The organism is Stutzerimonas stutzeri KOS6 (assembly GCF_000307775.2).
Taxonomy (GTDB): domain Bacteria; phylum Pseudomonadota; class Gammaproteobacteria; order Pseudomonadales; family Pseudomonadaceae; genus Stutzerimonas; species Stutzerimonas stutzeri_B.
Map to the genome: position 1 here is coordinate 749,287 of NZ_KK020677.1, position 12,391 is coordinate 761,677.

General features: G+C 56.7%; 11 protein-coding genes, 4 tRNA genes and 1 pseudogene. 11 read left to right on the top strand and 5 right to left on the bottom strand.

From position 1 onward, the window contains the following. Positions 1 to 76 precede the first annotated feature (76 nt). From csrA to B597_RS43920, 4 genes are all read left to right on the top strand, one after another. On the top strand, positions 77 to 262 hold the full coding sequence (gene csrA / locus B597_RS43905; RefSeq protein WP_003283978.1) for a carbon storage regulator CsrA: 186 nt from the start codon (positions 77 to 79) through the stop codon (positions 260 to 262). A 62-nt stretch (positions 263 to 324) separates the two neighbouring features. Beyond that, positions 325 to 415, top strand: a tRNA-Ser gene (locus B597_RS43910). A gap of 111 nt (positions 416 to 526) precedes the next feature. Beyond that, positions 527 to 603, top strand: a tRNA-Arg gene (locus B597_RS43915). A 71-nt stretch (positions 604 to 674) separates the two neighbouring features. Then, positions 675 to 751 (top strand) — tRNA-Arg (locus B597_RS43920). A gap of 46 nt (positions 752 to 797) precedes the next feature. Here B597_RS43920 and B597_RS43925 read toward each other — a convergent pair. Continuing rightward, positions 798 to 1,283 carry a DUF4124 domain-containing protein gene (locus B597_RS43925; protein WP_003292033.1) on the bottom strand — a complete coding sequence of 162 codons (486 nt, stop codon included), beginning with the start codon at positions 1,281 to 1,283 and terminating at the stop codon, positions 798 to 800. 341 nt (positions 1,284 to 1,624) lie between these two features. Here B597_RS43925 and mgtE point away from each other — a divergent pair, with 341 nt between their 5' ends. From mgtE to B597_RS43945, 4 genes are all read left to right on the top strand, one after another. Then, positions 1,625 to 3,067 carry a magnesium transporter gene (gene mgtE / locus B597_RS43930; protein ID WP_024162486.1) on the top strand — a complete coding sequence of 481 codons (1,443 nt, stop codon included), beginning with the start codon at positions 1,625 to 1,627 and terminating at the stop codon, positions 3,065 to 3,067. 140 nt (positions 3,068 to 3,207) lie between these two features. Beyond that, positions 3,208 to 3,450 (top strand): OadG family protein, encoded by a 243-nt coding sequence (locus B597_RS43935; protein WP_003292034.1) that lies wholly within the window; start codon positions 3,208 to 3,210, stop codon positions 3,448 to 3,450. A 22-nt stretch (positions 3,451 to 3,472) separates the two neighbouring features. Further along, positions 3,473 to 5,254 carry a sodium-extruding oxaloacetate decarboxylase subunit alpha gene (gene oadA, locus B597_RS43940; protein WP_003292035.1) on the top strand — a complete coding sequence of 594 codons (1,782 nt, stop codon included), beginning with the start codon at positions 3,473 to 3,475 and terminating at the stop codon, positions 5,252 to 5,254. A 10-nt stretch (positions 5,255 to 5,264) separates the two neighbouring features. After that, positions 5,265 to 6,401 carry a sodium ion-translocating decarboxylase subunit beta gene (locus B597_RS43945; RefSeq protein WP_003292036.1) on the top strand — a complete coding sequence of 379 codons (1,137 nt, stop codon included), beginning with the start codon at positions 5,265 to 5,267 and terminating at the stop codon, positions 6,399 to 6,401. A gap of 335 nt (positions 6,402 to 6,736) precedes the next feature. On the opposite strand, the gene B597_RS43950 is transcribed toward B597_RS43945, so the two are convergent. Together B597_RS43950 and B597_RS43955 are read right to left on the bottom strand one after the other, a co-directional pair. Beyond that, positions 6,737 to 7,063, bottom strand: coding sequence for an Arc family DNA-binding protein (locus B597_RS43950; RefSeq protein ID WP_003292038.1), 327 nt, complete (start codon positions 7,061 to 7,063; stop codon positions 6,737 to 6,739). 196 nt (positions 7,064 to 7,259) lie between these two features. Next, entirely contained in the window at positions 7,260 to 7,445 is a 186-nt protein-coding gene (locus tag B597_RS43955; RefSeq protein WP_003292039.1) for a PA3371 family protein, read from the bottom strand. Positions 7,446 to 7,970: 525 nt separating this feature from the next. On the opposite strand from B597_RS43955, the gene B597_RS43960 reads away from it, so the two are divergent. Further along, a tRNA-Arg gene (locus B597_RS43960) sits at positions 7,971 to 8,047 on the top strand. Between the two features lie 102 nt (positions 8,048 to 8,149). Here the strand turns inward: B597_RS43960 and B597_RS46735 are convergent. Both B597_RS46735 and B597_RS43975 read right to left on the bottom strand, forming a co-directional pair. Beyond that, a pseudogene (locus B597_RS46735) lies at positions 8,150 to 8,951 on the bottom strand (IS5 family transposase). Between the two features lie 75 nt (positions 8,952 to 9,026). Further along, on the bottom strand, positions 9,027 to 10,328 hold the full coding sequence (locus B597_RS43975; RefSeq protein ID WP_082321582.1) for a tetratricopeptide repeat protein: 1,302 nt from the start codon (positions 10,326 to 10,328) through the stop codon (positions 9,027 to 9,029). Positions 10,329 to 10,402: 74 nt separating this feature from the next. Here B597_RS43975 and B597_RS46740 point away from each other — a divergent pair, with 74 nt between their 5' ends. Further along, positions 10,403 to 11,248 carry a YadA-like family protein gene (locus B597_RS46740; protein ID WP_082321583.1) on the top strand — a complete coding sequence of 282 codons (846 nt, stop codon included), beginning with the start codon at positions 10,403 to 10,405 and terminating at the stop codon, positions 11,246 to 11,248. Positions 11,249 to 11,339: 91 nt separating this feature from the next. Beyond that, on the top strand, positions 11,340 to 12,391 hold a 1,052-nt coding region (locus tag B597_RS0223815), incomplete at its 3' end, for a cadherin-like domain-containing protein (RefSeq protein ID WP_031323769.1).

The following is a 12,391-nucleotide window of genomic DNA, read 5'->3' on the forward strand; positions in this document are numbered from 1 at the left end:
CTTCAACGTTTTACGGACATGATCCGTATTTTTCTGCAGATTGTTTACTGAACTGAATCCGTTTAAGGAGAAAGGAATGCTGATTCTGACTCGCCGGGTTGGAGAGACCCTGATGGTGGGTGACGATGTGACTGTCACTGTGTTGGGCGTGAAAGGGAACCAGGTACGTATCGGCGTAAATGCCCCCAAGGAGGTGGCGGTGCATCGAGAGGAGATTTACCAACGGATCCAGAAAGAGAAGGACCAAGAACCAAGCCACTAATTTTTCTGTGATTTTTGGCTTTGCAAACGGGGTAAAGATGGGTATGATGCGCCCCGTGTTGCGGAGAGGTGGCCGAGTGGCCGAAGGCGCTCCCCTGCTAAGGGAGTACACCTCAAAAGGGTGTCGGGGGTTCGAATCCCCCCTTCTCCGCCATTTTGCGTTCTAGGGTTCTGATGGTCGCGGCAGCCTGCTTTCAATCAAGAAAGCGCAAGTGGCAAAAGACTTGACCGTCAATGTTTACTCCCTATAATGCGCACGCTCAGCGCACTCATAGCTCAGCTGGATAGAGTACTCGGCTACGAACCGAGCGGTCGGAGGTTCGAATCCTCCTGAGTGCGCCATACTTCGAACGATCGACTTTCATGTGGATCTTTCAAGCAACCAGAAGTGATCTGGTCTATCAAGCACTTACGCACTCATAGCTCAGCTGGATAGAGTACTCGGCTACGAACCGAGCGGTCGGAGGTTCGAATCCTCCTGAGTGCGCCAACTAGAAGAAGGGCCTGCAGCGATGCAGGCCCTTTTTCGTTTCCGTTCATTTGCGCCCGCCCAGTACGCAGCCGTTCTCGTCAAAGCTGACTGTGCGTACCTGGCCACTGCTGTCGCGAAAGCGCAGGCGTTGCCTGCCATTGTTGCTGGTGATGCTCTCCGGTCGACCCAGTGCACTTTCGACATCGTTGCGGGTCATTCCGGGGCGGACGCGCTTGCCGATGATCGCGCTGCGCCGGGCGCTCCCGGTCACTCTGTTTCCACAGCCATCATCCTTTTCCGCGACAATCGCCAGCTCATTGTCCGCCTGGCGGCTGGCATCTCCTTTGGTTCGTGAGGGTGCCATGGGTACTGCCTTGCCCGAGCTGGGCGTCGGGTTGGTTGCACGTTGCCGTTGCTGATGCTGTTCTTCTGGGCATCCTTGCTGGCTGAAGGTGACATGCCCCGATGGGTCGATGCAGCGAAACACGTTCGCGGAAAATGCCGGGTTCGCCAGCAAGAGCAGGCTTGTGCAGATAGCCATCGCTTTCATTCTCGTCCTCCGTGACTGAGCAATCGCTTGTGCAGGCTACTCAATAAAACCTGTCATGACATCCGTGTCTCCTCGCTGCGTGAAGGCGTCGACACAATGTCGGCTTTGCCGTAACGGTTGGGTGGTTTGCGTCGTTTGTGTACAGGTCGCCGAGAATGGCTGTACTTGAGCGCATCGAGCCCGCCATCACGATGTTATGATTGCCGCATTCGCCCATTAGGGTCTGTGGAATAACCTTTCCTTATGGACTTACCCAGTAGTCGCTCACGTTTTCCGGTTGCCAATCACCTATTGATTGAATGATTCCCCTGGCGCGCTCCAGGCCGGGGGTGGAGTGCGCCATGACAGAAGTAGAAGCAAAAAAGCCCCAAGAAACCTTGCAGGACCGCCTGGCGCAGGTGGTCGAGTTGCTGCAGCGACGCCGCCTGGGTGAGGACGGAGGGTCGCGCCAGGACGGCCAGCAGGCAGATCTGGGTGACAGCTACGACCAACATCAGATCCTCTCTGAGTTGCAGCGCAGGCTGGAAGAGCTGCACCCGGCAGACGTTGCTCACATCCTCGAGGCATTGCCGCTCGATGAGCGCCTGACTGTCTGGCAGCTCGTCAAGGCCGAGCGTGACGGCGATATTCTGCTCGAGGTTTCCGACGCTGTTCGGGAAACGCTGATCGCCGATATGGACGATCACGAGCTGCTTGCCGCGGCCAAGGAAATGGACGCCGACGAACTGGCGGATCTGGCACCCGAACTGCCGCGCGATGTCGTGCACGAGTTGATGGAGAGTCTCGACGCTCAGCAGCGCGAGCGGGTGCGCTCGGCTTTGTCCTATGAGGAGGATCAGGTCGGCGCGCTGATGGACTTCGAGATGGTCACCATTCGCGAGGATGTCAGTCTTGAGGTGGTGCTGCGCTATTTGCGCCGCCTGAAGGAGCTGCCTGGGCATACCGACAAGCTATTTGTGGTTGATTATGACGGCGTGCTCAAGGGGGTGCTGCCGATCAAGCGTCTCCTGGTGAACGATCCGGACAAGCAGGTCGCGGAGGTGATGGCCAGCGATCCGGTCACCTTCCATCCCGACGAAGATGCTTATGATGCCGCCCAGGCCTTCGAGCGCTATGACCTGGTTTCCACGCCGGTCGTCGACAAGGGTGGCAAGCTGATCGGCCGCCTGACCATCGATGAGATGGTCGACCTGATCCGCGAGGAGAGTGAAAGCGAAGTCCTCAACATGGCGGGTCTGCGCGAAGAGGAAGATATCTTCGCATCCGTCTGGAAGTCGGTACGTAACCGTTGGGCCTGGCTGGCCGTCAATCTGATCACTGCATTCATTGCCTCGCGTGTCATCGGACTGTTCGATGGTTCGATCGAGAAGCTGGTGGCGCTGGCCGCCCTGATGCCAATTGTCGCAGGCATTGGCGGCAACTCCGGCAACCAGACGATCACCATGATCGTTCGCGCCATGGCACTGGATCAGGTGGGTACCGGCAATACAACGCGTCTGTTGCGCAAGGAGGTCGGGGTAGGGTTGGTCAATGGCGTGGTATGGGGCGGTGTCATCGGTGCTGTCGCCTGGTGGCTGTATGGCAGCTGGTCGCTCGGGGTGGTGATGACTACCGCGATGACGCTGAATCTGTTGCTGGCCGCGCTTATGGGAGTGCTGATTCCGATGACCCTGGCGCGTCTGGGGCGCGATCCGGCAATGGGGGCCAGCGTGATGATCACGGCCATGACCGACAGCGGCGGATTTTTCATTTTCCTCGGGTTGGCAACCATTTTTCTCCTGTAAGAGCGGTTTTCGTACCTTCTTCAGGTTTGCCTTGCTTCCTTGTTTCGGGCTAAGGTTCGGCCGTTTCGCCTGTCGCGAAACGCGTCCGAACTAACGCAGCGAATAACAAGCGGCCTGAGCTGCTGATAAGGGAATTCCCGATGACCCCTAGCCAACTCCTGCTCGAAGGCGTGGAAATCATGCTGTTCGGCATCGGTTTCGTCTTTGCCTTCCTCGTCCTGTTGATCCTCTGCATTCGCCTGATGTCTTACCTGACCGCTCGCTTTGTCAGTGTTCCGGCACCTCAGCTGGCGGCTGCGCCGGCTGCTAGCGCAGAGGCAGATGCGGACATTCTTGCAGCCATCCAGGCCGCTATTCATCAACACCGCGCGCGGCGCGGTTGACCCTGGAAAGGGAGTTCCTTCCATGACCGTTGCTAAACAGCCGCTCGGCATCACCGATGTGGTGCTGCGTGATGCGCACCAATCCATCCTCGCCACCCGCGTCCGGCTGGAAGACATGCTGCCGATTGCAGCCAAGCTTGATCAGGTAGGTTTCTGGTCGGTGGAAAGCTGGGGTGGCGCGACTTTCGACGCCTGCATTCGCTATCTGGGTGAGGACCCCTGGGAGCGTATCCGCGAGCTCAAGAAGGCCATGCCCAATACTCGCCAGCAGATGCTGCTGCGGGGGCAGAACCTGCTGGGATACCGGCACTATGCTGACGACGTGGTGGAAAAATTCGTCGAGCGTGCTGCTGTCAACGGCGTTGACGTGTTCCGCGTATTCGACGCGATGAACGATCCTCGCAATCTCGAGACGGCCTTGCGCGCGGTCAAGCGGAACGGCAGGCATGCGCAAGGCACGATCTCCTACACCACCAGTCCGGTGCACACGCTTGAAATGTGGGTCGACCTGGCCAAGCAGATCGAGGACATGGGTGCTGATTCGGTGGCTATCAAGGACATGGCCGGCATTCTCACGCCCTACATGGCGTTTGAGCTGGTATCGCGCCTGAAGAGCAGTCTCTCCATTCCGGTTCATATGCAGTGTCACGCTACGGCGGGGTTGTCCACTGCTGCGATCCTGAAGGCCGTCGAAGCCGGCATCGACAACGTCGATACCGCCATTTCCTCGCTCTCGATGACCTACGGGCATTCGCCGACGGAGTCGGTGGTTGCGATTTTCCAGGGCACGGACAGAGACACGGGCCTGAATCTGGAATTGCTCGAAGAAATCGCGGCGTACTTCCGCGAGGTGCGCAAGAAGTATGCGAGGTTTGAGGGCACGCTGCGCGGGGTCGATTCGCGGATTCTGGTAGCCCAGGTGCCTGGCGGCATGCTGACGAACATGGAAGGCCAACTGAAGGAACAGGGCGCTCTGGACAAGTTCGATGATGTGCTTGCGGAGATCCCGCGGGTCCGGGAGGACCTGGGGTTCATCCCGCTGGTGACACCGACTTCGCAGATCGTTGGCACCCAGGCGGTGATCAATGTGCTGACCGGCGAGCGCTACAAGTCGATCACCAAGGAGACGGCCGGTGTGCTCAAGGGTGAGTACGGTGCGGCTCCAGCCCCGTTCAATGCAGAGCTGCAGGCGCGGGTGCTGGATGGTGCGCAAGTCATCACCTGTCGTCCGGCAGACCTGCTGCAGCCGGAGATGGACCGTCTGACTACCGAGCTGCAAGGGTTGGCCGATGAAAAAGGCATCGAGCTGGCGACCGACTCGATCGATGACGTTCTGACCTATGCCCTGTTCCCTCAGATTGGTTTGAAGTTCCTTGAGAATCGGGGTAATCCGGCTGCATTCGAGCCAGTGCCGACCGGCAACGATGCAACTGTCCTCGAGCCGGGCAAGCCGCAGGCGTATACCGTCGAGGTAAATGGAAAGACGTATGTCGTACAGGTCACCGACGGTGGCGATATCGAAGGTATCAAATCGCTGGGTGCTGGAGCGGTAAGTGCCTCGACGGGCGCATCCTCATCCGTTCCGGAAAGCGGCGAAGCGCAACCTGCGCCATTGGCGGGCAACATCTTCAAGGTTTTGGTAAAGCCTGGCCAACTTGTGCAGGAGGGCGACCTGGTGGTGATCCTCGAAGCCATGAAGATGGAAACCGAGATACGAGCGTTCAAGGCCGGCACTGTTGCCTCGGTCAACGTCAAGGTTGGCGACTCGGTTTCGGTCGGCGACAGCCTGCTGAGCATCGCCTAAGGGGAGTCGCATGGATAAGTTGCTCAAGCTGTGGCAGGGCACCGGGTTGTATCACCTGGAGCCAGGCCAGGCGTTGATGATAGTTGTCTGCCTGGGGCTGATCTACCTGGCGATCCGCAAGGGTTTCGAGCCGTTGCTGCTGATACCGATCGGTTTTGGCGGCATCCTGGCCAACATTCCGGTCGCCAACATGGCCGAGGGTGCGGGCATCCTGCACCTGTTCTACGAAGTGGGCCTGCCAACCAGTGTCTTCCCTCTCCTGATCTTCATGGGTGTGGGAGCGATGACCGACTTCGGGCCTATGCTGGCCAATCCGAAGACCCTGTTGCTTGGGGCTGCGGCGCAGTTCGGCATATTCGCGACCTTGCTCGGTGCGCTGGCGCTCACTGCGGCGGGCATACCGGGCATGGAGTTCACGCTGCGTGAAGCCGCTTCGATTGCGATCATCGGCGGCGCTGACGGTCCGACCTCGATTTTCGTGACCTCCAAGCTGGCCCCCGAGCTGCTCGGCCCCATTGCGGTGGCGGCATATTCATACATGGCGCTGGTGCCGCTGATACAGCCGCCGATCATGCGGGCCATGACGACGAAGGAAGAGCGTGCCATCGTCATGACTCAGCTTCGTCACGTCAGTCAGACCGAGAAGATCGTCTTCCCTTTGGTGCTCTGTCTGTTGGTCGGCTTGTTGCTACCGGACGCGGCTCCGTTGGTAGGCATGTTTGCGTTCGGCAACCTGTTGCGTGAGTGTGGCGTCGTGGATCGTCTGGCGGACACCTCGCGCAACGCGCTGATCAACATCGTCACGATCGCGCTAGGCCTGACAGTAGGATCCAAGCTGTCGTCAGAAGCTTTCCTGCAGTTGAAGACGCTGGGGATATTGGTGCTGGGTATGGTCGCGTTCTGTGGTGGTACTGCGGCGGGAATATTCATGGCCAAGCTGATGAACCGTTTCAGCCAGAACAAGATCAATCCATTGATCGGCTCTGCGGGTGTATCGGCCGTGCCAATGGCTGCGCGTGTATCGAACAAGCTTGGATTGGAGGCGAATCCACAGAATTTCCTGCTGATGCACGCGATGGGCCCGAATGTCGCGGGGGTGATCGGTTCTGCCGTCGCTGCCGGTGTCCTGCTCAACTTCGTGGGCTAGCTTGGTCCAGGCTTCGGGGCGGGTGCCTTTGCGCTGAGGTGCCCGTCCGGGCCGCTCAATCTTAGGATGTTGCAAGGCTCGGTCCGGCCTGTCGGCATCCATGTGTCAGCCTGCGGCTCAAGACGGAACGCGTTCCGCTCATTTGCGCAACGATGTTGACCGGGTGAGCGAAACCGGCGTGGGCGCAAAGCAAGGGCTTAAGGCGCAGTAGAAAGACTGATAGTAGCGGGCACACGCCCTGTACCGACTGGTAGGTGAGTGCATGCTGGATCACCGTGGTGGTTTATGGGCCGCGGTGATCGTGCAGGGCTCCGCAGAGCCCTTGTAATTGCGTATCAGCCTTCTTCTTTGACGAGTTCGGCGTCCTGCGCGATCAGTGCAATGAGCGCGTTCTGCTGACGATGGGCGAGCTGGCGAAAGCGCTGCAGGAGCTCCCTTTCATGCAGCGACAACTCCGGGCTGTCGAGGCGCATGCTGAGATCGTCATCGAGCGCGCCTTCCTGTAGCAGGCTTTGCTCCAGTCTCGCGATGATTTCCGAATTCATGCTGCGGTGGTGATTGCGCGCCACTTCAGCGATGCGTTCGCGCATGCCGTCGGGGAGTCGTACTACGAATTTGTCAGCCGTGCGGCTGGAGTAAATTGCCTGTTTCATGGGGCGCATAATTAACCGGTTAGTCAGGTGGGAGTGCTGGCGTATTGCCGGGGTGGTCACCGGTCTGACAATCATCAGCACCTACTGTTCCGTCTGCCGGCGAAAAATTGGAGACGGGTTCATGGCGCCAATTGTACGGCGTTCCGCTGATTAGTAAAGACGTTGTAGTATCAAAGTGCCTTTACTGTGATGCAATCCCATATTCCTACCGCAGCACCGGATCGAACTTGATTCGGCGGCCAATCACCATTGCCACTAGGAAAAGCAATCCGAAGATTCCCAGTCCTGCCTTCCAGGCTGGCGCCAGTACGCCAAGGCTTTGAGGAAAGAGAAACGTGCCGCACGCGCTGATCATCGTCAGCACCAAGCAGATGTATGCAAATCTGGACATGGCAACTCCTTTTTGCTGATTGCGAAACCTGTCGACAATCGTCCTTAGAAGACCCAGCGTTGTGGCTGCGTGTGAATGATGGGTTCGATGACGCTGAGAGTGTTTGCCGCCGCCCGATAGGTGGTGGCGGTGGGCTGTGCCGACAGTCGAGGAGATGAGTCGTGGTTAGATTGTTGTATTTCGTCTGGGAGCTGCATTGAGATCAGGACCGCAAATGCCAGTCCTGCGCAGAGAAGAAAAGCCGGCGTGCTCATGAGCGTTATCCCTTGCGCCATATTTGATTTTTTCTTCTGTAGTGCAGCAGTTGTGCCAAGCTTTAAATTTAAAAAAGTCTTTATAAATCAATAAGTTATCTTGTATTCCTCCATGAGGTTGCTTGCGTTTTGCACGGCCGCTCCTGTGGGTTAATGCAAATTGCACGACGGCGAGATTTGCTCGCTGTGTATTTCGCCTGTCGGCCACGTTGAGGACAGCTATAGGGGCATGACAAACCGCGCTCGTCTCGTTAACATGCCGCCGCGTACTGTCCCAGTAGCTCAATTGGATAGAGCATCCCCCTCCTAAGGGGAAGGTTGTGAGTTCGAACCTCGCCTGGGACGCCAATAAAAGCAAGGTCGTAGTTACCCCTTCCATTTTCTTTTTTACTTTTCACTTTAGGTTCTGTACGAAAAGTACTGCCGTAGGCGCCGTAGCGTGCAAGCCCGTCAGACCATTGCAGCAAAACTTCTTGCCAGCTTGTCGTAGCGAGTGCCGATTCTGCGGCTCTCCTTCAGCCAGCCGAACATCCGCTCAATGCTGTTGCGCTGCCGGTATTTGGGGCGGTCGAACAGCCTTGGCAGGCCGGGCTTGGGCTTGCGTTTCATGGTTCGCAGCGCAATCACAGGCTGCATCCGGTAACGGTCGCAGTACTGGCGCAAGTGCTCGGCATCGTAGCCTTTGTCTGCCAGCAACCAGCGGCAGCGCTTGCGGGACCAGCCTGGCTTGCCAGGGATGCGAACCTGATCCAGGAGTGCCTGGGCATTCGTGATGTCGCTGGCCTGGCCCGGCGACAGCAAAAAGCGCAGAGGCACACCGTTGGCATCGCAGACCATTTGGATCTTGGTGGTCAGGCCGCCTCGGCTACGCCCCAATGCATGGTCTACCGGTTCTTCTGGCCCCCCTTTTCCCGGTGCCAGAAGAGGCTCGGGTTGCTCGCACCGCTGGGGAGTCGATCATCCAAGTATCCAGATCGATCAGTCCTTCCTGATTCAGGTGAATGTGCAAACGCTCAAGAACCTGCTCGAACGTGCCGTCATCCCGCCAGTCACGAAACCGCTGCTACACCGTCGACCAGGGGTCGAACCGCTCTGGCAGGTCGCGCCAGGCTGCACCTGAGCACAGTACCCAGAAAATGCCGTTGAGCATCAGTCGGTCATCGCTGCGAGGTCGCCCCATCTTCTGTTCGGGGGAAACCAAATCAGCGATCAGCTCCCAAGCTGCATCCGGGAGTTCGTAACGCTTTGCCATGCGCGCCGCCTCCAGCCTGTCATGGCGCCGATTCTGCCCGTTCAGACTTTTCGTACAGAACCTAAGGCTGGAAATTTAATTTCTTGCTGTCGCCTCTTGAATGAGGCGGCCATACAGCTGCTCCAGATTCGTCCAGGCGGTTGCTGTCTGGGTGCTTTGGGGGCCTGTTTGGCTGTGTGTGACTGCAGCCGCGTGCCGTAGCAGGGGTAGTGCTTCCTTTAGGCGGTTCCTATGCATCAGGAATATGCCCAGGTTTGTGCAGCTCTCTGCTACCAGTAGGTGGTTGCTTCCAAGGCTGTTCTCGCGCACGGTCAGTGCCTTGCGTAGCTCTGCTTCGGCTAGCTCCATGGCGCCGGTCCGACTGTGGAGTATGCCAAGTCGATTGTGTATGTCCGCTACACCAACGGCGTTTGGTCCCTGAAGTTGTTTCCTGATATTCAGTAGTTGAAGCAGTAAAGGCTTTGCAGCGGTGTACTGCTTTTTTTCAGTGAGTACGGTGGCGAGATTGAGTAGCGGGCCTGTCAATTTTCGCTTGTCGTTGGGGGTGGTGCGCTCCAGCATTCTTACGGCGCTACGATAATAGCTTTCGGCCTGATCAGTTTGGCCGGCGCGTTGGCGCAGAATTCCTAGATTGTTGTAGGCGATTGCTGTCGCTGGCGAGCCTGATGGGTAGAGTCGTTCAAGTATAGTGATCTCCTTGCGGAACGAGCTTTCTGCCTTGGACGCGTTGGTGCGCGTATAAAATACTCCTAGCGCGTGGTGGGTTTGGGCTGCTGCTTCGGAGTGTGATCCCAGGCTGCTTTGTCTTAGGGCTAGGGCCTTTAGCAATAACGACTCGGCTTCGGCGGTTTTGCTCTGCAAGGTCAGTGCTTCTGCAAGTGGAAGCATCGAGATGGCTTGAAGGTGATGGTTTCTGCCAAACGCCTTTTGCCGCGCTGCCAGGCTTGCTCTGTACTGTGCCTCTGCCTCCCTGTGTTCTCGCCGAAGCATATAGAGGCTGCCAAGGTTGTCGTGCGCCCTTGCTAGTGCCTCTAGTTCCGTTTTTTTTCCGTTTCGGGCGGCTGCCTGTTGTGCGACCAGTTCCTGGTTGCATATCGATTGCGCGCTCGCTAAGTCACGCTTTCGTAGCAGTGATTGACACTCTGTGTTTGTCGCGCTGGCTGGGTCGCTGGTTATTCCCGTGATCGTGACGAGCAGGGCGATTGCCAGGGTTTGCCAGCGCGAGTTCGGCTTGGTATGTCCGGTGGGAAGGGGGCGGGTGTGGTTTGAGCGGAGCGCTTTGCTGAGCCCTTCCGAGACTGAAAATTGCCGCTTTAATCTGAAATCTATCATTTTTGATATATTTTTGACGCCTGAAAAATTGCGATGAGGCATCATCTCGATGTTGAAATGATGCCATTATGCTGCGATATTGATCACTGTAGCCATCGATTTTTCAAGGGACTAATCCAATGCAAAAGCACGTTTGTACAGACAATCTGGAATGCACCCAACATCTCGCGATTGGCCGCAAATCGCTGCTCGCGTGCGCGATGCTGGCGATGCTGGCAGGGGGTGGGGCTTCGGCTGAAGTGATGACAGATGTCGGGGGGACTGCTCTAGACAACCAAGACGTGACGACGATTTACATTGATGACGCCGTCGGTGGCGTGCCTGGGCTGGGTAACTCGGTTTCGGTCGATGGTTCAAACGCTACGGTAAGCGTCACTGATGGAGTTACTGGTGAAAATACAACCATTGGTGCATCTCAGAGCGATTTTTCTGGCAACGTGAATGTTAACTCGGGTCAGTTGAGTGTAACAAATGGCGGCTCTCTCACTGTGAGTGGGGATACAAGTGTTACGACGCTTACGGCAAGCGATATCACTGCTGATACGGTGACTGCTTCGATTAATGCAAACGGCGATGTTATCTCGAATGTAGCTGATGGGCAGGCAGATACCGATGCAGTCAATATTCGCCAGCTAAATGCGATGCAGTCAGGCTCATCTGCTGCCCTGAATGAATTCTCAAACCGTGTCGATGCGCGCTTCAATGCTTTGGATGAGCGAATCGATGAAATTGCAGAGCGAGCTTACGGCGGTGTTGCCTCCGTTGCTGCTCTGGCTGCCATTCCTGCGCCTGCTCCAGGGAAGCGCTTCACTGTCGGGGCTGGTCTTGGTTCTTATGCCAGTGAGAGTGCGGTCGCCATCGGTTTCCGTGCTGCGGTTACCGAGTCTACTTCCGTGACGGCCGGTGTAAGCCGCAATACCGCCTCGAAAACCGCCGCTAGTGTTGGCGTTGGTTACAGCTGGTAATTCGTGATTGTGGCGGCGGAGAGGCGTTCTGCCGTCTTCTTTAGGTTAAAAATTTATTGCACTCTTTCAGTGAAAGAGGGTGGAGAGCGACATGGCTGTGACTCTAACCAAAGTTAATGCATTCAGTGGTGCGGTTGAAGATCAATACTATGCAATTAGCTATAGCTTGTTGCAGTTGCGTGCAAACGAATCAAGCAATACCGATGGGTTCCTCCTCTCTGATGGGGCTGATGGGTCTCTCTGGTATAAAAACGCTGACGGCGTAATGAGTGAGGTTGATTTTTCGGCTGGTAATGTAGTTTTCCGCAGCGCCGGTTTGTATATCAATAATGTTTTGGTTACTGGCTCGGATACTCGTATCTATTGGCTGACTGGGGAGCACGTGCAGGGAGGGAATGTTGCTGATGCCTTCAGAGTGCAGGCTATCGATACGATAAGCGGTAGCTGGGGCGTGGGTGCGGCAGGGATGCCTGTATATGAGGTCAGTGGATCTTATGTCCCCGTTGCCATGAACAACATTACGCCGGTCAACGATGCACCCAAGGCAGGAGTAGTAACGCTGAGTGCTATCGCGGAAGACAGCGGTGCACGGTTAATCACTTCAGCCGAACTACTTGCTGCGGCCAGCGACGCTGATGGCGATGCGCTAACGGTGAGCAGTCTCCAAATTGCCTCAGGCAATGGCGTTCTGGTAGCCAACGGCAACGGTACATGGAGCTACACCCCGGCACTGGATGACGATACCAGTGTTACATTCAGCTATGTGATTTCCGATGGTGCCTTAACCACCACAGGCACCGCCACCCTTGACATTACTCCGGTGGACGACACGGCCCCGAATCAGTCGCCTGTGGTGGCTGGGCCAGTTACTCTAGATGCGACTGAAGATGGCAATCCGTTCGTCCTTGATCTCCTCCAGGGCGCTACAGATGCTAATGGTGACGCACTAGTAATTATTCCTGGGGTTATTACCGTAAATGGGCAACAGGCGGAGATGTTGCCGCCGGGATTCTCGCCAATATCGGAAAACGCTTTTACTTTCGATCCTGCTGAGTATGGCTTCCTCGCGGAAGGTGAAATTTTTACCATCGTTTTGAGTTATGCGATTACTGACGGAAATGGCGGTTCGGTTAACCAGGTTGC

Coding starts and splice junctions, on each gene's coding strand:
- B597_RS43975 (WP_082321582.1), bottom strand. CDS start 10,328: ATGATGCCTCATCGCAATTTTTCAGGCGTCAAAAATATATCAAAAATG.
- B597_RS46740 (WP_082321583.1), top strand. CDS start 10,403: ATGCAAAAGCACGTTTGTACAGACAATCTGGAATGCACCCAACATCTC.
- oadA (WP_003292035.1), top strand. CDS start 3,473: ATGACCGTTGCTAAACAGCCGCTCGGCATCACCGATGTGGTGCTGCGT.
- csrA (WP_003283978.1), top strand. CDS start 77: ATGCTGATTCTGACTCGCCGGGTTGGAGAGACCCTGATGGTGGGTGAC.
- B597_RS43950 (WP_003292038.1), bottom strand. CDS start 7,063: ATGCGCCCCATGAAACAGGCAATTTACTCCAGCCGCACGGCTGACAAA.
- mgtE (WP_024162486.1), top strand. CDS start 1,625: ATGACAGAAGTAGAAGCAAAAAAGCCCCAAGAAACCTTGCAGGACCGC.
- B597_RS43955 (WP_003292039.1), bottom strand. CDS start 7,445: ATGTCCAGATTTGCATACATCTGCTTGGTGCTGACGATGATCAGCGCG.
- B597_RS43925 (WP_003292033.1), bottom strand. CDS start 1,283: ATGAAAGCGATGGCTATCTGCACAAGCCTGCTCTTGCTGGCGAACCCG.
- B597_RS43935 (WP_003292034.1), top strand. CDS start 3,208: ATGACCCCTAGCCAACTCCTGCTCGAAGGCGTGGAAATCATGCTGTTC.
- B597_RS43945 (WP_003292036.1), top strand. CDS start 5,265: ATGGATAAGTTGCTCAAGCTGTGGCAGGGCACCGGGTTGTATCACCTG.